The sequence below is a fragment of the Streptomyces sp. NPDC048171 genome (assembly GCF_043202655.1).
GTDB lineage: Bacteria > Actinomycetota > Actinomycetes > Streptomycetales > Streptomycetaceae > Streptomyces.
Window position 1 is genome coordinate 48,453 of record NZ_JBIDAU010000007.1, and the last position, 26,461, is coordinate 74,913.

24 protein-coding genes are annotated in these 26,461 nt (G+C 71.1%); 15 read left to right on the forward strand and 9 right to left on the reverse strand.

What is annotated here, in order from left to right; translation table 11 throughout:
• The first annotated feature begins 187 nt into the window (after positions 1–187).
• From ACGF3J_RS20255 to ACGF3J_RS20265, 3 genes are read left to right on the forward strand one after another with little or no spacing between them, the layout of a single operon-like run.
• Positions 188–1,210 (forward strand): amidohydrolase family protein, encoded by a 1,023-nt coding sequence (locus ACGF3J_RS20255; RefSeq protein ID WP_161328628.1) that lies wholly within the window; start codon positions 188–190, stop codon positions 1,208–1,210.
• A gap of 1 nt (position 1,211) precedes the next feature.
• Complete coding sequence (locus ACGF3J_RS20260) at positions 1,212–2,129, forward strand: amidohydrolase family protein (protein WP_393854441.1); 918 nt, start codon at positions 1,212–1,214, stop codon at positions 2,127–2,129.
• 43 nt (positions 2,130–2,172) lie between these two features.
• Positions 2,173–3,531, forward strand: coding sequence for an MFS transporter (locus tag ACGF3J_RS20265; protein ID WP_161328630.1), 1,359 nt, complete (start codon positions 2,173–2,175; stop codon positions 3,529–3,531).
• 7 nt (positions 3,532–3,538) lie between these two features.
• On the opposite strand, the gene ACGF3J_RS20270 is transcribed toward ACGF3J_RS20265, so the two are convergent.
• Positions 3,539–3,733, reverse strand: a complete 195-nt coding sequence (locus tag ACGF3J_RS20270; RefSeq protein ID WP_237552508.1) for a hypothetical protein — start codon at positions 3,731–3,733, stop codon at positions 3,539–3,541.
• A gap of 161 nt (positions 3,734–3,894) precedes the next feature.
• Here ACGF3J_RS20270 and ACGF3J_RS20275 point away from each other — a divergent pair, with 161 nt between their 5' ends.
• The 7 genes from ACGF3J_RS20275 (at position 3,895) to ACGF3J_RS20305 (ending at position 11,159) form a co-directional block, all read left to right on the forward strand.
• Positions 3,895–4,770 (forward strand): SGNH/GDSL hydrolase family protein, encoded by an 876-nt coding sequence (locus ACGF3J_RS20275; RefSeq protein WP_161328631.1) that lies wholly within the window; start codon positions 3,895–3,897, stop codon positions 4,768–4,770.
• A 30-nt stretch (positions 4,771–4,800) separates the two neighbouring features.
• Entirely contained in the window at positions 4,801–5,757 is a 957-nt protein-coding gene (locus ACGF3J_RS20280) for a GlxA family transcriptional regulator (protein ID WP_386928897.1), read from the forward strand.
• Positions 5,758–5,883: 126 nt separating this feature from the next.
• Positions 5,884–6,882: a type I glyceraldehyde-3-phosphate dehydrogenase gene (gene gap, locus ACGF3J_RS20285; RefSeq protein ID WP_161331623.1), complete on the forward strand. Its 999-nt coding sequence runs from the start codon at positions 5,884–5,886 to the stop codon at positions 6,880–6,882.
• 49 nt (positions 6,883–6,931) lie between these two features.
• Entirely contained in the window at positions 6,932–7,429 is a 498-nt protein-coding gene (locus ACGF3J_RS20290) for a peptidylprolyl isomerase (protein ID WP_161331621.1), read from the forward strand.
• Between the two features lie 142 nt (positions 7,430–7,571).
• Positions 7,572–9,050, forward strand: coding sequence for a glutamate-cysteine ligase family protein (locus tag ACGF3J_RS20295; protein ID WP_161331620.1), 1,479 nt, complete (start codon positions 7,572–7,574; stop codon positions 9,048–9,050).
• A 23-nt stretch (positions 9,051–9,073) separates the two neighbouring features.
• Positions 9,074–9,916 (forward strand): class II glutamine amidotransferase, encoded by an 843-nt coding sequence (locus tag ACGF3J_RS20300; RefSeq protein WP_161331618.1) that lies wholly within the window; start codon positions 9,074–9,076, stop codon positions 9,914–9,916.
• A gap of 304 nt (positions 9,917–10,220) precedes the next feature.
• Entirely contained in the window at positions 10,221–11,159 is a 939-nt protein-coding gene (locus ACGF3J_RS20305; protein ID WP_393854442.1) for a TauD/TfdA dioxygenase family protein, read from the forward strand.
• Positions 11,160–11,214: 55 nt separating this feature from the next.
• Here ACGF3J_RS20305 and ACGF3J_RS20310 read toward each other — a convergent pair whose 3' ends face one another.
• From ACGF3J_RS20310 to ACGF3J_RS20325, 4 genes are all read right to left on the reverse strand, one after another.
• Positions 11,215–13,038: a sugar-binding domain-containing protein gene (locus ACGF3J_RS20310; RefSeq protein WP_161332867.1), complete on the reverse strand. Its 1,824-nt coding sequence runs from the start codon at positions 13,036–13,038 to the stop codon at positions 11,215–11,217.
• A 79-nt stretch (positions 13,039–13,117) separates the two neighbouring features.
• Positions 13,118–14,017, reverse strand: coding sequence for a carbohydrate ABC transporter permease (locus tag ACGF3J_RS20315; RefSeq protein ID WP_161332866.1), 900 nt, complete (start codon positions 14,015–14,017; stop codon positions 13,118–13,120).
• A 2-nt stretch (positions 14,018–14,019) separates the two neighbouring features.
• The gene (locus tag ACGF3J_RS20320) at positions 14,020–14,961 is read right to left on the reverse strand and encodes a carbohydrate ABC transporter permease (protein WP_161332865.1); all 942 of its coding nucleotides are present in this window, start codon (positions 14,959–14,961) and stop codon (positions 14,020–14,022) included.
• A gap of 22 nt (positions 14,962–14,983) precedes the next feature.
• Positions 14,984–16,348 (reverse strand): extracellular solute-binding protein, encoded by a 1,365-nt coding sequence (locus tag ACGF3J_RS20325; protein WP_161332864.1) that lies wholly within the window; start codon positions 16,346–16,348, stop codon positions 14,984–14,986.
• A gap of 189 nt (positions 16,349–16,537) precedes the next feature.
• Here ACGF3J_RS20325 and ACGF3J_RS20330 point away from each other — a divergent pair, with 189 nt between their 5' ends.
• The gene (locus tag ACGF3J_RS20330; RefSeq protein ID WP_161332863.1) at positions 16,538–17,593 is read left to right on the forward strand and encodes a LacI family DNA-binding transcriptional regulator; all 1,056 of its coding nucleotides are present in this window, start codon (positions 16,538–16,540) and stop codon (positions 17,591–17,593) included.
• 21 nt (positions 17,594–17,614) lie between these two features.
• On the opposite strand, the gene ACGF3J_RS20335 is transcribed toward ACGF3J_RS20330, so the two are convergent.
• On the reverse strand, positions 17,615–19,099 hold the full coding sequence (locus ACGF3J_RS20335; protein ID WP_161332862.1) for a family 43 glycosylhydrolase: 1,485 nt from the start codon (positions 19,097–19,099) through the stop codon (positions 17,615–17,617).
• A 216-nt stretch (positions 19,100–19,315) separates the two neighbouring features.
• Between ACGF3J_RS20335 and ACGF3J_RS20340 the strand changes: the two genes are divergently transcribed.
• The 3 genes from ACGF3J_RS20340 to ACGF3J_RS20350 all read left to right on the forward strand — a co-directional run bounded on the left by ACGF3J_RS20340 (position 19,316) and on the right by ACGF3J_RS20350 (position 22,718).
• A complete protein-coding gene (locus tag ACGF3J_RS20340) occupies positions 19,316–20,803 on the forward strand; it encodes an NCS1 family nucleobase:cation symporter-1 (protein WP_393854443.1) in 1,488 nt (495 codons plus the stop codon).
• Between the two features lie 387 nt (positions 20,804–21,190).
• On the forward strand, positions 21,191–21,916 hold the full coding sequence (locus ACGF3J_RS20345) for an aspartate/glutamate racemase family protein (RefSeq protein ID WP_161332077.1): 726 nt from the start codon (positions 21,191–21,193) through the stop codon (positions 21,914–21,916).
• Positions 21,917–22,043: 127 nt separating this feature from the next.
• Complete coding sequence (locus ACGF3J_RS20350) at positions 22,044–22,718, forward strand: GntR family transcriptional regulator (protein WP_161332076.1); 675 nt, start codon at positions 22,044–22,046, stop codon at positions 22,716–22,718.
• 19 nt (positions 22,719–22,737) lie between these two features.
• Here ACGF3J_RS20350 and ACGF3J_RS20355 read toward each other — a convergent pair whose 3' ends face one another.
• Together ACGF3J_RS20355 and ACGF3J_RS20360 are read right to left on the reverse strand one after the other, a co-directional pair.
• The gene (locus ACGF3J_RS20355; protein WP_161332075.1) at positions 22,738–23,619 is read right to left on the reverse strand and encodes an MOSC N-terminal beta barrel domain-containing protein; all 882 of its coding nucleotides are present in this window, start codon (positions 23,617–23,619) and stop codon (positions 22,738–22,740) included.
• 44 nt (positions 23,620–23,663) lie between these two features.
• The gene (locus ACGF3J_RS20360) at positions 23,664–24,614 is read right to left on the reverse strand and encodes a LysR family transcriptional regulator (RefSeq protein WP_161332074.1); all 951 of its coding nucleotides are present in this window, start codon (positions 24,612–24,614) and stop codon (positions 23,664–23,666) included.
• Between the two features lie 200 nt (positions 24,615–24,814).
• Here ACGF3J_RS20360 and ACGF3J_RS20365 point away from each other — a divergent pair, with 200 nt between their 5' ends.
• Positions 24,815–25,201, forward strand: a complete 387-nt coding sequence (locus ACGF3J_RS20365; RefSeq protein WP_161332073.1) for a hypothetical protein — start codon at positions 24,815–24,817, stop codon at positions 25,199–25,201.
• A 49-nt stretch (positions 25,202–25,250) separates the two neighbouring features.
• Here ACGF3J_RS20365 and ACGF3J_RS20370 read toward each other — a convergent pair whose 3' ends face one another.
• Entirely contained in the window at positions 25,251–26,297 is a 1,047-nt protein-coding gene (locus tag ACGF3J_RS20370; protein ID WP_161332078.1) for a YihY/virulence factor BrkB family protein, read from the reverse strand.
• Positions 26,298–26,461 lie beyond the last annotated feature (164 nt).

The following is a 26,461-nucleotide window of genomic DNA, read 5'->3' on the forward strand; positions in this document are numbered from 1 at the left end:
CGGAATATCCCGGTCCGAATGTAGACCACGCCCGGCGGTGCGTTTCGCCTGGTCCGCAGGGTGGACGGCGGTGGCGTCCCGCTTTGTTAAGGCGAGGTTAGTTCTGTGTCCGGTCGTCTCCCGGCCCCCGCGCGGCCGGGGAGAGGCTGCCGCGGTCGACGACGACCCGACCCGGAGGACCCAGCCCATGATCATCGACTGTCACGGTCACTACACCACGGCCCCACCGGCGCCGGCCGCGTGGCGGGAGCGGCAGATCGCCGGTCTCGCCGACCCGGCGGCGCCCTCGCCCCCGGCCCCGCGGATCGGCGACGACGAACTGCGCGAGAGCGTCGGGCCGAACCAGTTGCGGACGATGGACGAGCGCGGCATCGACGTGACCGTCTTCTCCCCCAGGGCGTCGTTCATGGCGCACCACGTGGGTGACTTCCGCACGTCCGCCGCGTGGGCGGCGCTCTGCAACGAGCTGTGCCACCGCGTCGCCGCGCTCTATCCGGGGCGCTTCGCGCCCGCCGCCATGCTGCCGCAGTCGCCCGGCGTCGACCCGGCCACCTGCGTCCCCGAACTGACGCGCTGCGTCGAGGAGTACGGCGCGGTCGCGGTGAACCTCAACCCCGACCCGTCCGGCGGCCACTGGTCCGCTCCCCCGCTCACCGACCGCTCCTGGTACCCGCTCTACGAGAAGCTGGCCGAGTACGACGTACCGGCGATGATCCACGTCAGCACCAGCGTGAACCCGGCCTTCCACACCACCGGCGCGCACTATCTCAACGCGGACACCACGGCGTTCATGCAGCTGGTGCAGGGTGACCTGTTCCGGGACTTCCCGACCCTGAGGCTGGTGATCCCGCACGGCGGCGGGTCCGTGCCCTACCACTGGGGCCGGTTCCGGGGTCTGGCCATGGCGCTCGGCAAGCCGCCCCTGGAGGAGCACGTCCTCGGCAACGTCTTCTTCGACACCTGCGTCTACCACCAGGCGGGCATCGACCTGCTGTTGGACGTGGTGCCCGCCCGCAACGTGTTGTTCGCCTCCGAGATGATCGGCGCGGTGCGGGACGTCGACCCGCGCACCGGCCACCACTTCGACGACACCCGCCGCTACGTCGAGGCGTCCGCGCTGCCCGCGGAGCAGGTCGCCGCCGTCCAGGAGCACAACGCGCGTTCCGTCTACCCGCGCCTCGACGCGCTGCTGAAGCGGCAGGGGCGCTGACATGGCCGATCTCGCCCCGAAGACCCCGGGCTGGCTGGACTGGCACCCCGACCCGTCCGCGCCCGCCTTCCGGCTGCCGCCCGGCACGGTCGACGCGCACTGCCATGTCTTCGGCCCGCAGGCCGAGTTCCCCTTCGCCCCGGGCCGCAAGTACACCCCCTGCGACGCGGGCAAGGACCGGCTCTTCGCGCTCCGCGACCACCTGGGCATCGACCGTACGGTGATCGTGCAGGCCACCTGCCACGGCGCCGACAACAGCGCCATGCTGGACGCCGTGCGGGCGGGCGGCGGGCGGGCCCGCGGGGTCGCGACCGTCCGGCCGGACGTCGGGGACACCGAGTTGCGGGCGCTGCACGCGGCGGGCGTGCGCGGGGTGCGGTTCAACTTCGTGCGCCGCCTGGTCGACACCTCGCCGAAGGACGAGCTGCGCGCGATCGCACGGCGGATCGCCCCGCTGGGCTGGCACGTCGTCCTCTACTTCGAGGCCGCCGACCTGCCCGAGCTGGAGGGCTTCTTCGCGTCGCTGCCCACGCCGCTGGTGGTGGACCACATGGGCCGCCCGGACGTGACGCGGCCGGTGGACGGCCCCGGGTTCGCGCGCTTCCTCCGCTTCACCGAGCGCAACGACGTGTGGGTCAAGGTGTCCTGCCCGGAGCGGCTGAGCGTGACCGGGCCTCCCGCCCTCGACGGTGAGCGGGAGCCGTACGCCGACGTCGTGCCGCACGCCCGGCGTGTCGTCGAGGAGTTCGGCGACCGCGTGCTGTGGGGCACCGACTGGCCGCACCCGAACCTCACCGGCCACATGCCCGACGACGGGCTCCTCGTCGACCACGTCCGGCGGGTGGCCGTCACCGAGGAACAGCGGCACCGGCTGCTGGTCGACAACCCGACCCGCCTGTACTGGCCCGGCGAGCGGTGAACCGCCCGGTGCCCTCCCCGACCTCCTCGACAAGGACCCCGCCATGCGGCACGCCAACGCCCTGAACCGTCTGGACCGGCTGCCGATCTCCCGGTTCCACAAAGTCACCCTGCTCGCCGTGTCGTTCGCGTACTTCTTCGAGTTCGCGGACATCAACACCTTCGCCACGACCGCCCCGAAACTCGTCGACCTGTGGGGCATCACGGTCGACCAGATCGCCTACGTCACCTCGCTGTCGTTCGTCGGCATGTTCCTCGGCTCGGTCGTCGCCGGGGCCGTCGCCGACCGCCTGGGCCGGAAGCGGACCCTGCTGCTGACGACGCTGTTCTTCGGCGTCTTCTCCTTCGCCTCGGCGTTCGCCTGGGACCTGGTGTCGCTGACCGTCTTCCGGGTGCTGACCTCGGCCGGCCTGGCGGCGATGACCGTGGTCGCGGTCATCTACGTCAACGAGATGTACCCGTCGGCCGTCCGCGGCAAGTACCAGGCGTACGCCATCGTCATCGGCATCTGCGGCACCCCGGTCACCAATCTCGTCGCCAGCGCGGTGGTGCCGCTCGGCGACTGGACCTGGCGCCTGGTCTACCTGTGGGGTTCCCTCGGCATCCTGCTCGTCCTGTTCACCCGGCACCTGGCCGAGTCGCCCCGCTGGCTCGAGAGCCGGGGCGACCACGAGAGCGCGGAGGCGGTGCTGCGCGACATCGAGTCCCGGGTCGCCGCCGAGCACGGTCCGCTGCCCGAGCCCGAGCCCCCGGTCGAGGAGCAGCCGGTGACCAGGGCACCGCTGCGGCTGCTGCTCCAGCGCAGGTACCTGTACCCGACGCTGCTGCTCACGGTCCTGTGGGTCACCCAGACCATCGGCTTCTTCGGCTATTCGAGCTGGGCGCCGACCCTGCTGGCCAAGGAGGGCTTCAGCGTCGAGAAGTCCGTCTTCTACGTGGCGCTGACCACCGTCGGTGCCCCGCTCGGCTCCTATCTGGCGGCGCTGGTGACCGACCGGTTCGAACGCAAGTGGTGCCTGGCCGCCTTCGGCACGCTGATCGCGCTGTGCGGGCTGCTGTACGGCCTGACGTTCAACCCGGTGCTCATCATCGTGTTCGGCTTCCTGGTGAACCTCTTCGAACGCGGTTACACCGCCCTCGGGTACGCCTACTCGCCCGAGCTGTTCGACACGCGCGGCCGGTCGCTCGGGACGAGCGTCTCCTACGGCCTGGGCCGACTGTCGAATGCGGCGGGACCGCTGATCGTGGCGGCCCTCTACAACGCCCACGGCTACCGGAGCGTCTTCTACTTCATCGCCGGCACCTGGCTGGTCGGCGCCGTGGCGCTGAGCGTCTTCGGGCCGCGGACACGGCGGGCCCGGCTCGCGGCGCCGGAGCGGAAGCGGGACGCCGTGCCCGGCTGAGGCGGCGTCAGTCCATCGCGGCCATCTCGGTCTGCAACTGCGTGGCCCTACGCAGGAGGCCACGCATGACGACGACGAGCATCGCGAGGGCGGCAGCGATCCCCACGCCCACGACGGCGGCGCCCAGCGCGCCGATCAGCTCCATGCCGTCGTCGGGCGAGGGGATCTCGTCCATGGCCAGGTGGACGGCGGCCCGGTGCATAGGACGGGAAGAGTTCGACATCACCGAACGCCGGTTCTACTGCGAGAAGTTCTGTCAGCAACGTTGACTTGGAGTCAACGGCACTGCACATTACTTAAAAGTAGAACCGACCAGTAACCACCGGCCGCATCCCGCACCCCGCACTCCAGAAGAGGGAGCACATGCCGAAGCATGCTCTGCGCCGTGTCATGACCGCGACAATCGCTGCGGTCGGTGTGCTGGCCCTCGGCCTCGCCGACGCCAGCGCGCACGCCACCACCCCCACCCTCGACTACGTGGCCCTCGGCGACAGTTACAGCGCCGGCTCCGGGGTCCTGCCCATCGACCCCACCAACCTGCTCTGTCTGCGCTCCACGGCGAACTACCCCCACGTCATCGCCGACGCGACCGGCGCCCGCCTCAAGGACGTCACCTGCGGCGCCGCGCAGACCTCCCACTTCACCCAGGCCCAGTACCCCGGGGTCGCCCCCCAGGTGAACGCGCTGAGCGCCGGCACGGACCTGGTCACCCTGACCATCGGCGGCAACGACAACAGCACGTTCATCAACGCCATCACGGCCTGCGGCTCCGCGGGCGTCCTCAGCGGCGGCAAGGGCAGCCCCTGCAAGGACAAGAACGGCACGTCCTTCGACGACCAGATCGAGAACAACACCTACCCCGCGCTCAAGGCCGCCCTGCGCGAGGTGAGGGAGGCGGCACCGGGCGCCCGGGTGGCCGTCCTGGGTTACCCCTGGATCACACCGGCCGCCGCCGACCCGTCCTGCTTCGTGAAGCTGCCGATCGCCGCCGGCGACGTGCCCTACCTGCGGGGCATCCAGGCCCACCTCAACGACGTGGTCGAGCGCGCCGCCGAGGAGACCGGCGCGACCTTCGTCGACTTCGCCGCCGTCTCCGAGGGACACGACGCGTGCCAGGCCACCGGCACCCGGTGGATCGAGCCGCTCCTCTTCGGCCACAGCCTCGTCCCCGTGCACCCCAACGCGCTCGGTGAGCGGCGGATGGCCGAGCACACCATGGACGCCCTCGGCCTGGGCTGATTCCATCCGTGCCCCGCGTACGCTGGGCGCGTGCCGTCCTCCCGCCTGCGCCGCGTCGCCGTCCTCGTGCTCGAAGGCGCGAAGCCGCTCGACGTCGGCATCCCGGCGCAGGTGTTCACGACGCGCGCGAGCATGCCGTACGAGGTCCGGGTGTGCGGCGCGGCGCCCGGCCTCGTCACCGGCGGTGACGGCCTCTCGTACCACGTGGCCCACGGCCCGGACGCGCTGGCGTGGGCCGACGTGGTCTTCATCCCCGGCTACCGGTCCCCCGACCGCGACGACCCGCCGCCCGCCGTCGTCGAGGCGCTGACCGAGGCGCACGACGGGGGCGCGCGGCTGGCCGCCATCTCCACCGGCGCCTTCGCGCTGGCCGCCACCGGGCTGCTCGACGGCCGGCGTGCCACGACGCACTGGCACTACACACGGGCACTCGCCCGCAAGCATCCCCGGGTGCGGGTCGACGAGAACGTGCTCTTCGTGGACGAGGGCAGCGTGCTCACCTCGGCCGGCGCCGCCTCCGGCATCGACCTGTGCCTGCACATCCTGCGCGGCGACCTCGGAGTGGCCGCGTCGAACCACGCCGCCCGGCGCCTCGTCGCGGCCCCCTACCGCAGCGGCGGCCAGGCGCAGTACGTGCCGCGCAGCGTGCCCGAACCGCTGGGCGAGCGGTTCGCGGCGACCCGCGAGTGGGCGCTGCGCCGCCTCGGCGAGCCGCTCACCCTGGAGGCCCTGGCCCGGCACGCGGCGGTGTCGGCGCGCACGCTCTCCCGGCGCTTCGTCGAGGACACGGGCTACACGCCGATGCAGTGGGTGCTGCGGGCCCGCATCGACATGGCCCGTGAGCTGCTGGAACGCTCGGAGCGCGGGGTGGAGCAGATCGCCGTGGACGTCGGCCTCGGGACCGGCGCCAATCTGCGCCTGCACTTCCAGCACATCCTCGGCACCACCCCCAGCGAGTACCGGCGCACCTTCGCCCGCGGCGACTGACCGCCCCCGCGCACCGCCCGTGGCGCGATCCTTTCGAACCGTGGCACTCACGCCGCTGCCGTCGGCGGACGCGGCGCGCGAGCCTGGTGGCGAAGGACCTGGCCGCGCAACGAAGGGACAGCGCTCATGACGCGCATCGGCATCAACGGATTCGGCCGCATCGGACGGAACGTGCTGCGCGCACTGCTCGAACGCGACTCCAAGATCGAGGTCGTCGCCGTCAACGACCTCACGGAACCGGCCGCCCTGGCCCGGCTGCTCGCGTTCGACTCGACGTCCGGCCGGCTCGGGCGCCCCGTGAGCGTGGACGGGGACACCCTCGTCGTCGACGGCCGCCGGATCAAGGTGCTGGCCGAGCGCGAGCCCGCCCGGCTGCCGTGGGCCGAACTGGACGTCGACATCGTGCTGGAGGCCACCGGACGCTTCACCTCGGCCGCCGCCGCGGGCGGCCACCTCACGGCGGGCGCGAGGAAGGTCCTGGTCAGCGCGCCGTCGGACGGCGCCGACGTGACGCTCGCGTACGGCGTGAACACCGACGCGTACGACCCGGCCGCCCACACGGTCGTCTCGAACGCGTCCTGCACCACCAACGCCCTCGCGCCGCTGGCCGCGGTGCTCGACGAACTGGCCGGCATCGAGCACGGCTTCATGACGACGGTGCACGCCTACACGCAGGAGCAGAACCTCCAGGACGGCCCGCACCGCGACCCGCGCCGCGCCCGCGCTGCCGGGGTCAACATCGTGCCGACCACCACCGGTGCCGCCAAGGCGATCGGCCTGGTGCTGCCGAACCTGGACGGCAGGCTGTCGGGCGACTCGATCCGCGTCCCGGTCCCGGTGGGCTCCATCGTCGAGCTGAACACGACCGTAGCCCGCGACGTGACCCGCGAGGACGTGCTGGCCGCGTACCGCACCGCGGCCGAGGGACCGCTCGCGGGCGTCCTGGAGTACTCGGAGGACGCCCTGGTCTCCTCCGACATCACCGGCAACCCGGCCTCCTCGATCTTCGACTCGGCGCTGACCCGCGTCGACGGCCGGCACGTCAAGGTCGTCGCCTGGTACGACAACGAGTGGGGCTTCTCGAACCGCGTGATCGACACGCTGGAACTGCTCGCCACACGCTGAACGGGTAGCCGGTTCGGCATCACGGGGGCCCGCACGTCACAATGGTGGGATGAGCAATTCCAAGATTTACTTCGACATCGACATCGACGGCCAGGATGCGGGCCGCATCGTCTTCGAGCTCTTCGAGGACGTGACCCCCAAGACCGCCAAGAACTTCGTCGAGCTGGCCACCGGCGAGCACGGCTTCGGCTACGCGGGTTCCTCGTTCCACCGCGTGATCCCGCAGTTCATGCTGCAGGGCGGTGACTTCACCCGGGGCGACGGCACGGGCGGCAAGAGCATCTACGGCGAGAAGTTCGCGGACGAGAACTTCCAGCTGAAGCACACCGAGCCCTACCTGCTCTCCATGGCGAACGCGGGACCGAACACCAACGGCTCGCAGTTCTTCGTGACCACCGTGCCCACCCCGTGGCTGGACGGCAAGCACGTCGTCTTCGGCAAGGTCGTGGAGGGCACGGACGTGGTCGACAAGATCGAGGGCTACGGGTCGTCCCCGGCGGGCCGCACCTCCAAGAAGATCACGGTGCGGGCCTCGGGCCGCGTCTAGAACCGGTCGTCCGCGGCAGACCCGCGGCAACGGGGCCCACCGCGTACGCCGCGGTGGGCCCCGTCCCCGTCTGGTGGCGTGGGCCGGGTGGTGCGACTCTGGGGTGGAGAGGTGTCCGAGGACGGCAACCCCGGGAGGGCCGATGGGACGGGACGTCCCGGCGGTGGTCTTCACCCGCGAGGACCGCCGCCGGTACCGGATCAAGATGCAGGAGTGCCTGGAGGCCTTCGCGCAGATGCTGCGCGAGTCACGGTTCGAGACCGAGCGTCCCCAGGTGGGCCTGGAGATCGAGCTGAACCTGGTCGACGACCGGGGCGAGCCGGCGATGCGCAACAGCGACGCGCTCGAGGCGATCGCGGATCCCGCCTGGGCCACCGAGCTGGGCCGGTTCAACCTGGAGATCAACATCCCGCCGCGCAGGCTGACGGCGGGCGGCCCCGACGCCTGGGAGACCGAGATCCGGGCCGCCCTGAACCACGCCGAGGACCGCGCCGCGTCGGTCGGCGCCCACCTGATCATGATCGGCATCCTGCCCACGCTGCGCCAGTCGGACGTGGGCGAGGCGGCCCTGTCGGAGAACCCGCGCTACCGGCTGCTCAACGACCAGGTGTTCGCCGCCCGGGGCGAGGACCTGCACATCGAGGTGGACGGCGTGGACCGCCTGCGCACCTACGCGGACACCATCACGCCCGAGGCCGCCTGCACCAGCACGCAGTTCCACCTCCAGGTGGCGCCCGAGGAGTTCGCCGACTACTGGAACGCCGCCCAGGCGATCGCCGGGGTCCAGGTCGCCCTCGCGGCGAACTCGCCCTTCCTGCTCGGCAAGGAACTCTGGCACGAGAGCCGTATCCCCCTGTTCGAGCAGGCCACCGACACCCGGCCGCAGGAGATCAAGGCACAGGGCGTGCGGCCCCGGGTGTGGTTCGGGGAGCGGTGGATCAACAGCGTCTTCGACCTCTTCGAGGAGAACCTCCGCTACTTCCCGGCCCTGCTGCCGCTCTGCGACGACCAGAACCCCGCCGACACGCTGGACCGCGGCGACGTCCCCGACCTGGGCGAGCTGACCCTGCACAACGGCACCATCTACCGCTGGAACCGGCCCGTCTACGCCGTCGCCCACGACAAGCCGCACGTCCGGGTGGAGAACCGCGTCCTGCCCGCCGGCCCCACGGTGGCCGACACCCTCGCCAACGGTGCCTTCTACTACGGCCTGACCCGTGCCCTGGTGGAGGAGGAGCGGCCGGTGTGGTCGCGGATGTCCTTCTCGGTCGCCGAGGACAACCTGCACACCGCCGCCCGGCAGGGCATCGAGGCCCACCTCTACTGGCCCGGCATGGGCGAGGTCACCGTGCCCGAGCTGGTGCTGCGGCGGCTGCTGCCGCTGGCGCACCGGGGACTGGAGCTGTCCGGCATGGACTCGGCCTGGCGGGAGCCGCTGCTCGGCATCATCGAGCAGCGGTGCGTCACCGGCCGCAACGGCGCGGTGTGGCAGAAGGAGATGTTCCACCACATCGACGCCTCCGCCCGGCCGAGCCGTCACGAGGCGCTGCGCCGCATGACACAGCAGTACATGGACTACATGCATCTCAACGCCCCGGTCCACACCTGGCCGGTCGACTGACGACGCCAGGGAGGCGGCGGACGATGTGCCGATGGCTCGCCTACTCGGGGACCCCCGTGCTGCTGGAGACGATCCTCTACGAGCCGCAGCACTCGCTGATCGACCAGAGCCTGCACTCCCGGATGGGGGTGGAGACGACGAACGGCGACGGGTTCGGCGTCGGCTGGTTCGGCCCCGAGATGCGGACGCCCGCGATCGTCCGGGAGATCGGGCCCGCGTGGAGCAACCGCAATCTGCAGGAGATCGCCGGGCATGTCCGCTCGCCGCTGTTCTTCGCGCACATCCGGGCGTCGACGGGCAGCGCGGTACAGCAGACCAACTGCCACCCGTTCCGCCACGGACGCTGGATGTGGATGCACAACGGCGCGATCGCCGACTTCGGCAAGCTGCGCCGGGACCTGGCCCTGGCCGTCGCCCCGCGTCTCTATCCCGACATCGAGGGGTCGACGGACTCGGAGATGATGTTCTTCCTGGCCCTCACCTTCGGCCTGGAGGAGGACCCGCCGGGAGCCGTGGCGCGGATGGCGGGGCTGGTGGAGGAGGTCGGTCACGAGCACGGGGTGGAGTACCCGTTGCAGATGACGGTCGCGGTGACCGACGGGCGGCGCCTGTGGGCGTTCCGCTACTCCACCCAGGCCGAATCCCGTTCGCTCTACTACAGCTCACGGGTGGAGAGCGTGCGCGCCCTCCATCCCGACCTGCCGTTCCTGCGGGAGGCGTCCGACGAGACCCGACTGATCGTCTCGGAGCCCCTGGGCGACCTGCCGGGCGTCTGGAACAAGGTGCCCGAGGGCAGCTACGGCGTGGTCCGGCCCGAGGGCGACGGCATGCTCCCGTTCGTTCCCCGGCCGGTCCGGCGCCGTTGACAGGGACGAGCAGAGATCACACAATCGGCTCCATGACCACATACCGGTTCGGCACCACGGCGGAGTGTCCCCGCGTGCCCGAGCGAACCGGTTGTGAGCGCTCCGGCCGATAACGGCCGTCCCCCGCACCGCAGGCTCGACGCGCGACGCGTCAGGGCCCTGTCGGTTCTTCTTCCGGCGCGGCGTTCTCCGGCTGAACGGTGAAACGCTCCGGAACCCTCACATTTTTCCCGGCCGTCGGGCGACGACGTCGTACCGCCATGGCCCGGTACCGCCCAGACCACCGCACCAGGGGAGGACTCCCATGACCGTCACGGCCGCAGACCCGAGCACCGTCCTGCGCGAGACGCGCATCCCGGAGGACGGAATGTACGAGGGCCGGCGCGTCCTGCGCCGGCTGCCCGAGGGCTGGCGGGAGCGGCCCTACGAGCACTTCGAGGTCGTTCCGCAGGCGCGCACCATCGGCGCCGAGATCCGGGGCGTCGACCTCTCGCGCCCGCTCGGTGCCACCTTGCGCGAGGAGTTGAACCGCGCCCTGCTGGAGTGGAAGGTGCTCTTCTTCCGCGCCCAGCACCTCACCTCCGGCCAGCAGCGGGACTTCGCGGGACACTGGGGCGAGCTGGAGACCAATCCCCTGCTCAGCGCCGGTGCCAGTGCGGACGTCGTGCGGTTCGACAAGGGCGCCGGGGGTGCGCCGACGTACGAGAACGTCTGGCACACCGACGTCACCTTCCGTGAGCGGCCCGCGCTCGGCGCCGTGCTCCAGCTGCGCGAGGTCCCGCCGTTCGGCGGGGACACGATGTGGGCGGACATGGCGGCGGCCTACGACAACCTGCCGCCGGAGGTGAAGGAGCGCGTCGACGGCGCCCGCGCCGTGCACGACTTCATCCCCGGGTTCGCCAGGTTCTACGGGCCCGAGCGGCTGGCCCCGCACCAGGACCTCTTCCCGCCCGTGGAGCACCCCGTGGTGCGCACCCACCCCGAGACGGGGCGGCGCATGCTGTTCGTGAACACGTCGTTCACCACCCGCATCACCGGCATGGACCGGGCCGAGAGCGACCGGCTGCTGCGTCTCCTCTTCCAGCAGGCGCACGTGCCCGAGTACCAGGTGCGCTTCCGCTGGCAGGCCGGTGACGTCGCCTTCTGGGACAACCGGGCCACCCAGCACTACGCCGTGGGCGACTACGGCTCGGAGCGCCGGGTCGCCGAACGCGTCGCCATCGCGGGTGATCGGCCCTTCTGAGAAGAGGGGAAGGGGGCCGGAAGCGGTGTCCGCTCCCGACCCCCTTCGGGTCGCGCTACGCCTGGTCCTGCTCCTCGATCGCGGCCGGGCGGAGCTGCGCCTCCCGCACGCGGGAGACGTCGAGCTTCTCCCCGCGGTCGAACCGGTAGATGCCGTTCTGCTCCTGGAAGACGTCGGTCAACTGCGTGTAGCAGTAGCCGAACATGTCGCGGTCCTCCAGCAGCACCCCGGTGAGTCCGCTGAACCGCTCGTGGAACTCGTCCTCGTTGCGCACGCGTTCCCCGTAGCCCCAGGAGACCGTGCGGTCCTCGCCGGAGAGGTCGGCGGCGGCCTCGGGGTCCCACCAGATGCCGCCGAACTCGCTGACGAAGTACGGCTGTCCCCGGTAGGGCTGGGAGTAGGGCGCGCCGTTCTCGTAGGCGTTGACGAAGGGCGCGTCCTTGGCGAGGCCGGACATCAGCTCCCGGAAGGCGGCCGGGTCCTGCTCGTAGTTGTGGGAGTCGTAGATGTCGGTCTCGGCGACCCGGTGGGCGTAGCCGGACGCGTCCACGACCGGCCGGGTGGTGTCCATGGCCTTGGTCGCCAGGAACATCGCCCGGGTCACGTCGTCGAGTTGGGTCATCCGGTCGTGCAGCTTCTGGTAGGTCTCGTTCAGCGGGCACCAGCCGATGATCGAGGGGTGCGAGTAGTCGCGCTCCAGCGCCTCCAGCCACTGGGCGACGTAGGAGGCGTCGGGCTTCTGGTTGTCGCCCGAGGAACCGCCGGTCTCGCAGCCCCAGTCGCCGAACTCGCCCCAGACCAGGTAGCCGAGGCGGTCGGCGTGGTAGAGGAAGCGCTCCTCGAAGACCTTCTGGTGCAGGCGGGCCCCGTTGAAGCCGGCCGCCATGCCCAGCTCGATGTCCTTGACCAGCGCCTCGTCGGTCGGGGCGGTCATCAGCCCGTCCGGGTACCAGCCCTGGTCGAGGACGAGACGCTGGAAGAGTGGACGCCCGTTGATGAGGACGGCCTTGCCGCGCAGACCGACGGCGCGCAGACCGGCGTAGCTCCCGGCGCTGTCGACCACCTCGCCCGCCGCGTTGAGGAGTTCGAGACGCAGGTCGTACAGGTGCGGGTCGTCGGGGCCCCACTCGCGGCGCCGGTCGTCCGGCACCGGCAGGTGCAGGCGCGGGGCGAGGTCCAGGTCGGCGCGTGCCTCGGCGCGGCTCACCTCGCCGGCGGCGTCGCTGAGCACGGCGCGCACCTTGTGGCCGGGTCGGTTGCCGGAAAGGGGCAGTTCCAGGTGGAAGGCGGAGCCGGCCAGGTCGGGGGTGATCCGGGGGCGGCGCAGGTGGACGTCGGATACGGGCTCCAGCCAGACGGTCTGCCAGATGCCGGTCACCCGGGTGTAGTTGCAGTCGTGGTTGGCGTACTTGACGGCCTGCTTGCCCCGGGCCTGCGGACCGGACTTGGGGTCGCGGGCCCGGACGGTGATCACGACCTCCTCACCCGCCCCGGCGATGTCGCCGAGGTCGGCGGTGAAGGGGGTGAAGCCGCCGCGGTGCCGGACGACCTCCTTGCCGTCGGCCCACACGGTGGTGTCGTGGTCGACGGCGCCGAAGTGCAGCAGCACCCGGCGTCCCGCCCAGGCCGCGGGGAGGGTGAGGGCCTTCCGGTACCAGACGGCCTCCAGGAAGTCGGTGTCGCCGATGCCGGACAGCTCGGACTCGGGCGGGAAGGGGACGAGGATCTCGTCGCGCAGCTCGCGGTCGAGGAGCCCGCGGTCGAGGCCGCTGTCCCCCCGGTCGGTCTCGAACTGCCAGGCGCCGTTCAGGTTGAGCCAGTCGCGGCGCACGAACTGCGGTCGCGGGTACTCCGGGCGCGGTACGGAGTGAGTGGACACACATGCTCCAGTCGATCGGTGGGGCGGCGCTCGGACGCCGGACCCGGGTGTACAGCTGTGAGGGGATGAGAAAGGAGGGTCAGGAACCGCCGAGGCCGGTGGTGGCCACGGAGTTGACGATGCGGCGCTGGAAGAGGAGGAAGACGACGATCAGCGGCAGCGCCGCCAGCAGGGCGGACGCCATGGACTGCGCGTACTGGATGCCGTAGGCGTCCTTCACGGTGGCCAGCCCCACCGGGAGGGTCATCAGGTCGGGGTCGTTGGTGACGATGAACGGCCACATGAAGTTGTTCCAGGCCCCGATGAAGACGAAGATCGCGACCGCCGCCACGATCGGCCGCGACAGCGGCAGCACGATCGACCGGAAGACCCGGAACTCGGAGGCGCCGTCGATCCGGGCCGCCTCCTCCAGCTCCTTGGGGATGCCGTCGAAGAACCGCTTGAGGATGAACACCATCATCGGTGCGACGACCTGGGGCAGGATGACCGCCGCGTAGGTGTCGACCATGTTGAAAAGGAGCATCTGGTCGAACAGCGGCACGACGAGCAGCTGCGGCGGGATCATGATGGCGGCGACGGTGACGGCGAGCAGCGCACGCCGGCCGCGGAACGTGCCGCGCGAGAAGCCGTACGCGGCCAGCGTGGAGACCACCACGGTGATCAGGGTGACCAGCCCGGCGATCAGGAAGCTGTTGAAGGCCCAGACGGAGACGTTTCCGCGTTCCAGGATCTCCTGGTACGCGTCCAGGGTGAAGGCGCCCTTGAACGGGGACAGCCCGGTGCCGGCGACGTCCTTCTCGCTCTGCACGGAGGTGGCGATCGCCCACAGGAAGGGCACCAGCCAGACGACCGCGAGGACGACGAGCGCCGTGCCGGCCAGGACCCGGGGCAGCCGGCCGTGGCCGAGGAGCAGGGGGGCGCCGGAGGCTTCACGGGGTGGACGCCGCCGTGCGCGGACGGGGGTGGCGGTTGCGGACACGGTCAGTCCTCCCGGCGGAAGAGACGGAACTGCACGAGCGAGACGACGATGATCAGGGCGAAGAAGAGGTACGAGACGGCGGAGGCGTAGCCGAGGCGGTAGCCGGTGAAGCCGACGTCGTAGACGTACTCCAGGACGGGGCGAGTGGAGCCGTTGGGGCCGCCCTTGGTGAGGATGTAGATCTGGTCGAACACCTTGAGGGAGGCCAGGATCTGGAGCATGGCCACCAGCCCGGTGGTCCTGCGCAGTTGCGGCAGGGTGATGGACCACAGCCGCCGCCACGCGCCGGCCCCGTCGAGTGCCGCCGCCTCGTCGAAGGTCGTGGGCAGGGACTGGAGCGCGGCGAGGTAGAGCAGGAAGTTGAAGCCGACCGTCCACCAGACGGTGAGGGCGGCGATGGACCACATGGCGACGGACTCGTCGGACAGCCAGCCGACGGGCGCGATGCCGAAGCTGTCGAGGAGTTGGTTGCCCAGGCCCAGCTCCGGCTGGTAGAGCCAGGTCCAGATGAGGGTCACCACGGTGACCGGCAGCAGGTAGGGGGCGAAGAACGCCAGCCGCCACGCCCACTGTCCGGCGAGCCCGCTGTGCACGAGCAGCGCCATGGCCAGGGCGACCAGCACCAGCGGGACGCTGGAGATGGCGGTGAAGAAGACGGTGTTGCCGAGGCTGCTCCAGACGTCGGGATCGCCGAAGGCCTCGGTGTAGTTGTCGAAGCCGACGAAGCCGGTGTCGCGCAGGGCGAGCGAGGTGTCGGTGAAGCTCATCCAGAGCCCCTGCACGATCGGCCAGACCATGAAGAGGCCGAAGACGAGCAGGAAGGGCAGGACGAAGACGAATCCGCTGCCGGGGCGTATCCGGCGCAGGACGGCACGGCGGCCGTCCGCGGGGCCGGTGGCGGGGTCGGTCCGCTCTTCGGCGCCGAGCGGTGCGGTGGTGGTCACGTCGGTCACTCCTTCTGCTGGGTCAGGCCACCGGGTTGGGCTGCTGCAGCAGCGCGTCCGCCTCGCGGACCATCTGCCGCACCGCCTTCTCGGGGGAGGTGTTGCCCAGCAGCGCCGACTGGAGCGGCTGGCACATCCGGTTCTGGAAGTTCGAACCGGCTCCGACGAACCAGTTGGGCGGGTCGAGCACCGCCACCTTCGCGGCGTCGGCGTAGGACGACTGCGGTTCGAGGGCCGCGTACTCCGGCTCCGCGAGGACGGGCTGGTAGGCGGGGATGTGACCGGCGCTCGCCCAGGTGAGGCTCTGCTTGAGGATCGCCGCGATGTACCGGTGGGCCTCGCGGCGCCGTGCCGGGTCAGGGTCCTCCTGGTGCGGGAGGACGAAGCTGTGGCTGTCGGTGTAGACGGCCGGCTTGTCGAAGACCTGCGGGAAGGGCGCGGCACCCAGGTCGATGCCGGACTCCTTCAGCGTCGGCAGCTCCCATTCGCCGAGCATGGCCATGCCGCCGCGACCGCCGGTGAAGGCGGCCAGCGCGCCGTTGTAGTCCAGGTTGTTGGGGTTGGTCTTTCCGTCGAAGAGCCGCGTCATGAGGGTCACGACGCGGACGGCGGCGTCGACGTCGATCCGGGCGGGCCCGCCGTCCGGCAGGTCGAACTCCGCTCCGGTCTGCGCGTACAGGCCGGCGAACAGGCGCCAGTTCTGCGCGGTGTCGGTGACGTGGCCGAAGAGGATGCCGGACTGCCCGGTGGCCTTGGCCAGGGCCTTGCCCGCCTCCAGCAGGGCCTCGGGCGAGCCCATGGGGGCCAGGGCGCCGGAGGAGTCCAGGAGCCCGACCTTTTCCGCGGCCTTCTTGTCGTAGAAGACGATGAAGGGGTGCACGTCCAGCGGGATCGCGTAGACGGTGCCCTCGTGCCGCGTCCGCGACCACACCGCCGGCGTGAAGTCCTTCTCGGTGACACCGAACTCGGCGAGCAGGTCCAGGTCGACGGGGTCGACCAGGCCGCCGGGCGCGTAGCCCGCCAGCCGGGAGAGGTGCATGGCGGCCACGTCGGAGGCCCGGCCGCCGGCGGCGGACATGGCGAGCTTGGTGTAGTAGGACGGGCCCCAGTCCAGGATGGTGCGGTCGACGTCGAAGCCGTCGTCGCCCTTGGACACGGCGTCGATCATCTCGTCCATGAGCATGCCGTCGCCGCCCTGGAACAGGTCCCAGACGCTCAGGGCGGACGCCCCGGAGGCCGAGGCCGGTGAGGCGCAGCCGGACAGCGGCCCGGCGGCGAGCAGGGCTCCCGTCCCGGCCATGGCGTGGCGCAGCAGCCGTCGGCGGCTGAGGCGGCGTAGCGGGTCGGACACGGCCGGCACCCCCTGGAGGGGCGAACGAGAACTCATCGCGGACCTTTCGACGGCCGGAGCTCATGCGGTGGCTAGTTTTTACATCGATGTACATTGGCTGTAAAGAGCTGAGGCCGGGGAGCGGCGACCGAGACCGTGAGATCGGCGTCCCGGCGGCCCGTACGGAAACCGCCGGGGCCGCCGGGACATAGACTCATGCACCGCACGAGAGGCAGGGAGGTCTCGGTGGCACGGCCCAGGATCAAGGACGTCGCACGTCACGCGGGCGTTTCGGAGAAGACGGTGTCCAACGTCATCAACGACTACGCCCACGTCTCGGACCGGACGAGGCGGGTCGTGCGGGACTCCATCGAACAGCTCGGGTACCGGGTGAACCTGGCGGGCCGCCACTTGCGCAAGGGCCGGACCGGCATCATCGCGCTCGTCGTCCCGGAACTGGACATACCGTACTTCGCCGAACTGGCCCGGCACGTGATCCGCGAGGCGGAGGAGCGCTCGCTGACCGTCCTGATCCACCAGTCCGGTGCGGACCGCGCCCACGAGCTGGCGGCGCTGGCCGGGTTCGGCTCCACCTTCGTGGACGGGATCATCCTCAGCCCGCTCGCCCTGACCGCCGACGACCTGCGCGACCGCTCGGGCTTCCCGCCCACCGTCCTGCTCGGGGAGCTGCTGGAGGAGGGCGCCGACCACGTGGCCATCGACAACGAGGGTGCCGCGCGCGAGGCGACCCGCCATCTGATCGGCCTCGGCCGCCGCACCGTCCTGGCCGTCGGCGGGGTCGACGCCCCGGGCCTGGGCACGGCGGAGGCCCGCACCCGCGGCTACCGCGCCGCCCTGGCGGAAGCGGGCATCGCCTACGACCCGTCCCTGGTGATCCCGGTCGACTCCTTCCGGATGCCCGCCGGAGCGCGGGCGGTGGCGCGGCTGCTGCACGACGGGGTGCGGCCCGACGCGCTGCTCTGCCTCAACGACCAGTTGGCGCTGGGCGCGTTGCGCGCGCTGCACGAGCACGGGGTGGACGTGCCCGGGGAGGTCGCCGTGATCGGTTTCGACGACGTGGAGGGCGGGCGGTTCAGCGTGCCGACGCTGAGCACGGTGGCCCCGGACAAGGCGGCGGTGGCGAAGGTCGCCGTGGAGCTGCTGCAACGCCGCATCGAGGACGCGACCGGACCGGACGGCGTGCGGGCCGGCGCGGAGTCGGGGGTCCAGTCGCCCCAGGACCGCATCGTGGCCCACCGGCTCGTCCTGAGGGAGAGCACGGAGGGCCACGAGCGGCGCTGACGGGCGGTCGGCCCCGGCGGGTCAGTTCGTGTAGACCTCGGCGCGGTCGACGCTCACGAAGGACGCCCCGGACTGGGAGTTGTGCTCCCCCGTGACCCGGACGCGCAAGGTGTGCCTGCCGTTCGCGAGCCGTGGGCTGGTGTACTGCACCGCCTCACCGACGCGGATCGGGTTGTGGAAGTCCACCCGTTGTTCGGGACCGCCGTCGATGCTGACGGCCGCGTAGCCGTTGCCGGTGTCCTTGACCGAGAGCAGGGCGATGCGGGTGCCGGTGAAGGAGAAGGTGGCCGTGGCGCCGGCCCGGTCGCTCCAGTGGTCGTCGCTCCAGAAGCACTGCGTGGCGCAGCCCGAACCGGAGTTCCAGGCGCCGGTGTAGGTGACGCTCCCGGCGCCGCTGGAGCGGCCGTCGTCGTTGATCCAGTAGTTGCCCGAGCCGGGGTCGCCGGAGGGCAGGTTCTGGGTGGCGCCCATGGCGAGCGGACGGCCGAAGTCGGGGCTGCCGTCGGCGCGCCAGGTGAACTTCTGGGCCCGGGTGGTGCGGTTGCTGTACGTGTTCACCGACGTCGTCTTGGCGTGGTAGACGATCCAGTCCTCGGTCCCGTCCGGGGACTGGAAGAAGGCGTGGTGGCCCGGCCCGAACACGCCCCGGTCGTCGGCCCGGGAGAAGACCGCGCCCTGGTGCTGCCGCCAGTTGCCCGGCACCAGCGGGTCGGAGGTCAGCGGCATCGACATCATCCAGACCTGGTAGTCCGGCTTGCCCGTGTCACAGGCCGAGTACGTCATCCACACCCGCCCGTTGCGGTAGAGGAACTCCGGCCCCTCCCGCACCTCGGGGCAGCCGCCGGCCGCGTTGATCGCGACGGCGTCGCCGGAGACGGTGTACGGGTTGGACATCGGCGCGATGTTCAGCCCGTTGTGCTGGTACTGGTTGATGCCGCTGTAGGCGAGGTAGAGGCGCCCGCCGAGCTGGAGGATGCCGGCGTCGATGGCGAAGTCGTTCGCGTGGTTGGGCGGGGCGAGCTTGGCCTTGAAGTGGTACGGGCCGGTCGGGTCGTCGCGCTCCGACTCCAGGACGTACAGCCGGTGGTGCTCGTCGACGCCGTCGTCGGCGGTGTAGTAGAGGTACCAGCGGTCGCCGAAGCGGTAGAACTCCGGGGCCCAGATGTTGCGGTTGCGCGAGGGGTCGGTGTCCGTCCAGACGGTGACGGGGTCGGCCGCGGCCAGGGTGCCCAGGGACGGCGAGCGCCACATCTTGATGCTGCCACCCTGGGTGGTGGTCAGGTAGTAGTTGCCCTTCCAGCTGGTCATGAAGGGGTCCGGCCCGCTGTTGAGCGGGTTGCGGAAGGCGCCGGCCGCCGCGGCGGCGTCGGCACGGGGTTCGGGGGCGGACGGCGCGGCGCCGGCCTGGGCGGTGAGCCCGGGGAGCAGGCCGACGAGCAGCCCGAGGAGGGCGGCGACGAGCAGGCCGGCGTGCGCGCGGGGATGGCGTGAGGGGCTGGGGGGCACGGTGGGGTCCCTTTCCGCAGCTTTACATCGATGTAATGGCGGGGCGTCAGGTTAGGGAGACGCCGCAGGACTGTCAACAGGGCGAGAAATGGTATTCCATTTGCCGTAGACCTCTTGACGGTGCGGTTTGGCGAAAACTACGTTCTGTTCATCGGAAATCCGCTTCCACTTTGTGGAACTCTCCAACTCCCCGCATCCTGATCCCAGGAGTCCCGTATGACTGCCCTGGAAGACCGCCGCTCGTCCGCGGAGTCCAGCGACACCGCCACCAGCTCCGGCCTCTACACGTACGACCTGGCCCCGACCAAACGCGAAGGGCGCCGCTGGGGCGCGTACAACGTCTTCACCCTCTGGGCCAACGACGTGCACAGCCTGGGCAATTACGCCTTCGCCATCGGACTGTTCGCCCTCGGGCTCAACGTGTGGGGCATCCTCGCCGCCTTCGCGCTCGCCTCGGTCCTGCTCTTCCTCCTGCTCACCCTGTCCGGATTCATGGGTCACAAGACGGGCGTGCCGTTCCCGGTGATGAGCCGGATCGCGTTCGGCATCAAGGGGGCGAAGATTCCGGCGGTCGTCCGGGGCGCCGTGGCGATCGCCTGGTTTGGTATCCAGACCTATCTCGCGGCAGCGGTGCTGAGCGCCCTCCTGGTGGCCATGTTCCCCGGGCTGGCCCGCCTGGACACGAACTCCCTGCTCGGGCAGTCGACGCTCGGCTGGATCACCTTCCTGGTCCTGTGGGCGCTCCAGGTGCTCATCGTGAGCTACGGCATGCAGATGATCCGCCGGTACATGGCCTTCGCCGCGCCCACCACGCTGCTCACCATGTGCGCCCTCGCGGTGTGGATGTTCGTCCGGGCGGACGGCTCGATCTCCCTGTCCGTCGACGATCCGCTCACCGGCGGCGCGATGTGGCTCCAGGTGCTGCAGGCCGCCGCGCTGTGGGTGGTGATCTACGGGACGTTCGTGCTGAACTTCTGCGACTTCACCCGCTCCGCGCGCAGCCGGGGCTCGATCGTCCGCGGGAACGTGATCGGCATCCCGGTGAACATGCTCTTCTTCGCCGTGATCGTGGCGGTGCTCAGCGGCGCGCAGTTCAGCCTCGACGGGCACGTCATCACCAGCCCGACGGACATCGTGCGGACGATCCCCAACATGTTCCTGCTGGCCGTCGCCTCGCTCTGCCTGATCGCCCTCACGGTGGCGGTGAACCTGCTCGCCAACTTCGTCGCGCCGATCTACGCACTGGTCAACCTCTTCCCGCACCGGCTCGACTTCCGCCGCGCCGACCTGGTCAGCGCGGTGCTGGGCCTGGTGATCACGCCCTGGAACCTCTACAACAGCCCGGTCGTCGTCAACTACTTCCTCGGCGGGCTCGGCGCGCTGCTCGGCCCGCTGTTCGGCGTGATCATGGCGGACTACTGGCTGCTGCGGAAGTCCCGGGTGAACGTGCCGGCCCTCTACACGGAGGACGCGGGAGCCGAGTACCACTACCGCCGCGGCTACAACCCGCGCGCCGTCGCCGCGTTCGTCCCCAGTGCCGCCGTCGCCGTCGTGGTCGCCCTGGTCCCCTGGTTCCACGCCGCGGCCGGGTTCTCCTGGTTCGTCGGAGCGATCGTCGCCGCCGCGCTGTACGCGGTCATCGCGGACCGCGCCTCACCGATCCGCGACGTGGACGGCGAGGCCATCGCCGTGGCGGCGGAGTAGCCGCGGCACGGTCGGGGCGGGACGGGCCCGCGGTGGCGCCTCGTGTCCGCGGTCGCCGCGGGGCAGGCCCGCCGCGGGGCCGTCCGGCCCGCCGTCGCCGCCAACCGATGTCGCCGCACGGCAGCCACCCGCCCTCACCACGGAACACCCGCCGCAAGTCCACCGTCGCCGCGGAGCAACGCCGCCGTGGCGACACAGCCCCACCGTCGCCGCGAACCGCCGTCGCCGCACGGCAGCGCCCCGCCGTCAGCACGGAACACCCGCCGCAAGTCCCCCGCCGCCGCGGAGCAACGCCGCCGTGGCGACACAGTCCCACCGTCGCCGCGAGCCGGCCCCGCCACCGTGCGGCGGCCCGCGGAACCTCCCGCCCGAGCAGAAGGCCCACCCATGCGCATCCTCGTGGTCAACGTCAACACCACGCAGTCCATCACCGACGCGATCGGCAAGCAGGCCGCCGCCGCGGCCGCCGAGGGCACCGAGATCGTGCCGCTGACCCCGGCCTTCGGCGCGGAGTCCGTCGAGGGCAACTACGAGAGCTACCTGGCCGCCGTCGCCGTCATGGAGACCGTCCGGGCCCACCCGGAGCCGTTCGACGCGGTGATCCAGGCGGGCTACGGGGAGCACGGCCGCGAAGGGCTCCAGGAACTGCTCGACGTACCCGTCGTCGACATCACCGAGGCCGCGGCGAGCACCGCCCAGTTCCTGGGCCGCCGCTACTCCGTCGTCACCACTCTGGACCGTACGGTCCCGCTGATCGAGGAGCGGCTGGAGGTGGCGGGACTGAGCGCGCGGTGCGCCTCGGTGCGCGCCAGCGGGCTGCCGGTGCTCGAACTGGAGCGGGACGAGCAGGCCGCCGTGGACGCCATCACCGAACAGGCCGCCCGCGCGGTCGAGGACGACCGGGCCGAGGTGATCTGCCTGGGCTGCGGAGGCATGGCCGGGCTCGCCGAACGCGTGGTGGAGCGGACCGGCGTCCCCGTGGTCGACGGCGTCACGGCCGCCGTGACGGTCGCCGAGTCCCTGGTCCGCCTCGGCCTGTCCACGTCCAAGGTGCGCACCTACGCTCCTCCGCGCGCCAAGCGGATCGTCAACTGGCCCCCGCGGGTGGGCTGACCCCGCACCAAGTCCTCCCACGCCCCGGCCGGCGGCCGGCTCCGGGGTATTCTGACGGGCCGCCCGACCGCCGCTCCGCACGGCGCGGTCGTGCGGCTCGGAACGGGAAGAGGGACGAAGGACGGCGATGGCTGCGTCAGAGGGCTTCATGCCCGAGTCCGAGCGGGTCACGCGAAGGCTGCGGGACGAGATCGTGGACGGCGTGCGGCGACCGGGGAGCCGCCTGGTCGAGCGGGAGCTGGCCGAGGCACTCGGCGTGAGCCGGCTGCCCGTCAGGGAGGCCCTGAGGACGCTGGTGTCGGAGGGGCTGGTGACGCCGCGGCCGCGGTCCTGGGCGGTGGTGCGGGAGTTCACCACGAGCGACATCGCCGACCTCGACGAGGTCCGCTCGGGTCTGGAGACCCTGGCCTTCCGGCTCGCCGCCGGACGGCACACCCGCGACGGTCTCGAACGACTCCGTGCGACGGTGGACGCCGAACTCGACGCGGCCCGCGCCGACGATGCGGTGGGGGCCCGCCGGGCCGCCGCCGACTTCCACCAGACGGTGATCTCGCTGGCCGCCAACGAGTTGCTCAACGAACTCGAACGGGTCCTGCGCAGCCGCCTGCGCTGGCTCATGGGGCAGCACGACGACCTGATGGCGGTCGCCCTGGAGCACGAGGCCCTCTATCAGGCCATCGCGGAACGCGACGTGGAGCGCGTCCAGGACCTGGTCCTGCACCATCTGTCGACGAGCCGCAGCGCGGCCCTCGGCCACCACGCGCGGGAGCAGGCGCGGCGCGACGAGCGGCAGCAGAGCTAGCAACGCCGGCTCACCTTCGTCAGGGGTTCCACGGGCCGGCGTCGCCCCAGTCCCGGACGACCACCTCGTCGCCCACCGAGAGCTTCCCCGGCGTGATCACGGAGAACTTCGCGCCGAACACCACGCCGCCGCCCGCGGCCCGTCGGTAGCTCGCGAGTGTGCGCAGCGGCTCCGGCCCCCGCCTTGCTCCGGCCTCCTGCTCGACCAGGGTGACGGCACAGCGCACCGCGAGCTTGGCGAAGCCCAACTCGGCATCGCCGATGGTGATGCGGCGTGCGCGGTCCTCGGCGTGCGGTGAGGCGGACCGGTCGCCGCTGTCGTGGTCGTGACCGTCGTGGCTGTCGACGACGATGTTCGGGCGGAACCGGTTCATCGGCAGCATCGGGGCACCACGCTCGGCCATCCGCCGGTTGAGGAGGGCGAGGGAGGCGCGGGACAGCAGGTGCACCGCGCTGCTGTCGGCATAGCCGGTCGGGCCAGGGGTCAGGCCGTCGGCGATTCGGTCGTGCTCCGGCGGCACGCGGACCAGACGGCTGGGGGTGCCGAGGAACTCCGACAGCCAGGTGGCGGCTTCGTCACCCTGGTCGATCCCTTGGAAGGGGTTGCCGAACAGGTCGACGTCGCGGCGCGGCGCGGATGTCGTCACGTCGAGGCGCAGCGTGCCGAAGCGACCCGCGCCCTCGGCCGAGTCGAGGGTGAGCCAAGAGCCGTCGGTGCTGATGGCGGGCCGGATCAGGGCGAGTCGGGGCTGCCGGCGTTGCGTGCGGAAGATTCCGTCCTCGCCGATGACCATGAAGCTGCGGTCGTGGGCAAGGCCCGCCGGCGTCAGGAACGCATCGTTCACCGAGGTGCCCGCACACCCCTTGACGGGATAGCAGATCAGCTCCACGACGTTGGCCACGCGCCGCCCCCCCTAGGTCCGCGACCACCGTAGAACGTATGTCGTCATGAGGTGACGTCATCAGCCGTACAGCGCTCACCGAAGCCGCGTCTCGTGGCCTCCTGGGCAGCCAGCCGGACAGCCCTGACGGTGGCTTCGCCCCGCCGCACCCTCAGCCAGGCGAGGGCGGACGTGGAGGGTGCGAGGTCGGCCACGTCGACGTACTCGATGCCCGGCCGGGGGAAGTACTCACGAGCGGCGGCCGGCAGGAAACACATCGCTTCACCAGCGGCCACGGTGTGCAGCAACGATTCCATGTCGGTGACCACCGGACCGTAGCGCACGGGGCTGCCGTCGGGGCGCGGGTCGACCGCCCAGAAATCCCACCACAGGCGCGGTACCTGCCGCGGCATGTCGACCACCGGTACATCGGAGAGCCGGGCCAAGGTGAGACCGGGCAGGGCGGCCAAGGGGTGATCGGCGGCGAGACACGCCACTCGCGGCTCCGTGGCCAGGTGGTGCAGCTCGATGTCGTCGGTCACCGGAGGACGGAGGAAGACGACATCGGCCTCCTGCTGTGCCAGCGCGGCCAGATGATCGCCGAAACCCAGGTTGATCAGCTGCACGGTCATACCGGGGTGGCGACTCTGGAGCAGGCCGAGCACGGAGCGGGTGTGCTCCATGGATGCCTCGGCTCCCATGGTCCCCACGACGAGACGACCGGACGCCTGCCGCAGCTGGGCGTCGGCGACGCGCCTCAGCCGGTCCAGAGCCCCGATGGCCGCCCTGGCCTCGGGGAGTAGTGCCAGGCCCGCCTCCGTCAGGCGAACCGACCGGCCCGCGCGTTCCACCACGTCCACTCCCAAGCGCTTCTCCAGCTCCCTGATCTGCTGACTCAACGCCGGCTGCGTGATGAACGAACGCGCGGCGGCGCGCCCGAAATGCAGCTCCTCGCTCAGCGTGAGATACAGCCGAAGCTGATGAATGCTCGGCTCCCCCGCCCCGGACGCCTTCACGGGCCCCCTTCACCCCGTACGACCTGCACACATAACGTGCTCATTATCCATCGCAAGACATCATGCGTCCTCGGTTCGCTGACAGGCCCACATTGACCATGTGATAGTCGTCCCGCCCACCACGGGCTTGCCGACGGCACGTTGGGGTTCGCGGACGCCGGCCCGGCATCGTCGTTCAGACCATCCAAGGAGGACCGCACATGATTCGTTCGGTGAGAGCCGCCGCCGCGGCCATGGCTTCCACGGCCATCGCCGCCGCCGGACTCGTCTTCGGCACAGCGGGTTCTGCCCACGCGACGGGGCACGGCGAGGGCTACTACGGTGTCTGGGCCTCCGGCGTGAACGTCCGTGCCGGTGGTGGGGAGCAGTGCTATCTGTACCCGTCGGCCGCCAACTGCCCGTCTGTGCAGACGACGGTGAGCAGTCCGGCGCAGGTGTGGGTGTACTGCCAGCAGGAGGGCGCGCAGAGCGTCGGCGGCAACCCGTACTGGGTATGGGTGCTCACCCCGAGCGGCCATCGGGGCTACATGGCCAGTTACTACACCGACAACGCCACCAACTGGATCGACGGCGTGCCGAACTGCTGACGCGTCGCAGGGGCCGGGCAAGTCTGGGTCTCTCCCCCGGCGTACCGCACTACGAACCGCGGCGCGGCCTCCTCGCCGGCATCGTCGGCTGATCCCCGTCCCATCGCTGCCGGGGCAGTTGGCCGGTGGGGCCGGGCCCGGAACCTGGATCCGGGTGCACGGGCGCGGTGATGCCGGCTCGGGCGGCCTCCAGTTGGGCCGCGAAGGCCACGCCCAGGAAGAGCGCGACGCCGGCCAGGTTGGCCCAGAGGAACAGCGCCATCAGGGCGGTCAGCGGCCCGTACAGCGACCCGAAGGACCCGCTGTGCCCCACGTAGAGGGCCAGCAGCCAGGTCGCCGTGATCCACAGGAGGAGCTGTACGACGGACCCGAACACGAGCCAGGTGTAACCCGGTTGGTCGCGCCGGGGCGCCCATCGCAGGACGACGGCCGATGCCATGCAGGCGAGCGCCACGCCCACCGGGACCTTCCCCCAGTTCCACCAGCCGAGCAACGGTCCGGGCAGGCCGAACACCTCCGTTGCCGCGCTGCCCACCGCCCCGCCGGCCACCGTCACGAGAAATCCGAGCACCATCGGCCCGCCCGCACCGACCGCCAGCAGCAGGCTGCGGGCGTACTTCTCCCAGAACGGCCGGTCGCGCTCGATCCCGTAGATGCGGTTGCACCCCCGCTCGATCTGGCCCATGGCCGACGCCAGGTTCAGTACGGCGAAACCGAGGCCCAGCCACATGGCCAGGGTGCCCGCCGTGTCGGCACCGGCATGTGTGCGGGTCGCCAGCAGTCCCTCGCGCACGAGTTCGGCGCTGTCCGGCGGAACGATCTCGCGCAAGGTCAGTTCGATCAGTCGTCCGACGCTCTCCGTGTGGGTGGCCGCGGAGACCCCGACCAGGGCGATGGCGAGCGGGACCATCCCGATGACCAACTGGAAGGCGAGGGCACGCGCGAAACTGAATCCGTCCGCGTACCGAAAGCGCAGGAACGCGTCGGTCACCAGCCGGCGGCCCCCGTAGCGGCGCAGCGCGGTCCACGCTTCGTCTCCGGACAGCTCCTCACCGACCATGTCCCTTGTCTGCGGTACGTGCACCACGGTTCCCATGCAGGAGATGTGCTCCGCCAACCCGTTTCCATGCGGTCGGCGACTGCGTGCGCGGGGCGCTGTCCTCCGGAAAAGGGCAGTGGGGTCCGCGCCGCGATCTCGTGCAGCAACGGGGCGCTGCTCGGCGCGGTGACGGTCGCGATGGTGCTCTGACGTGCTCGGCC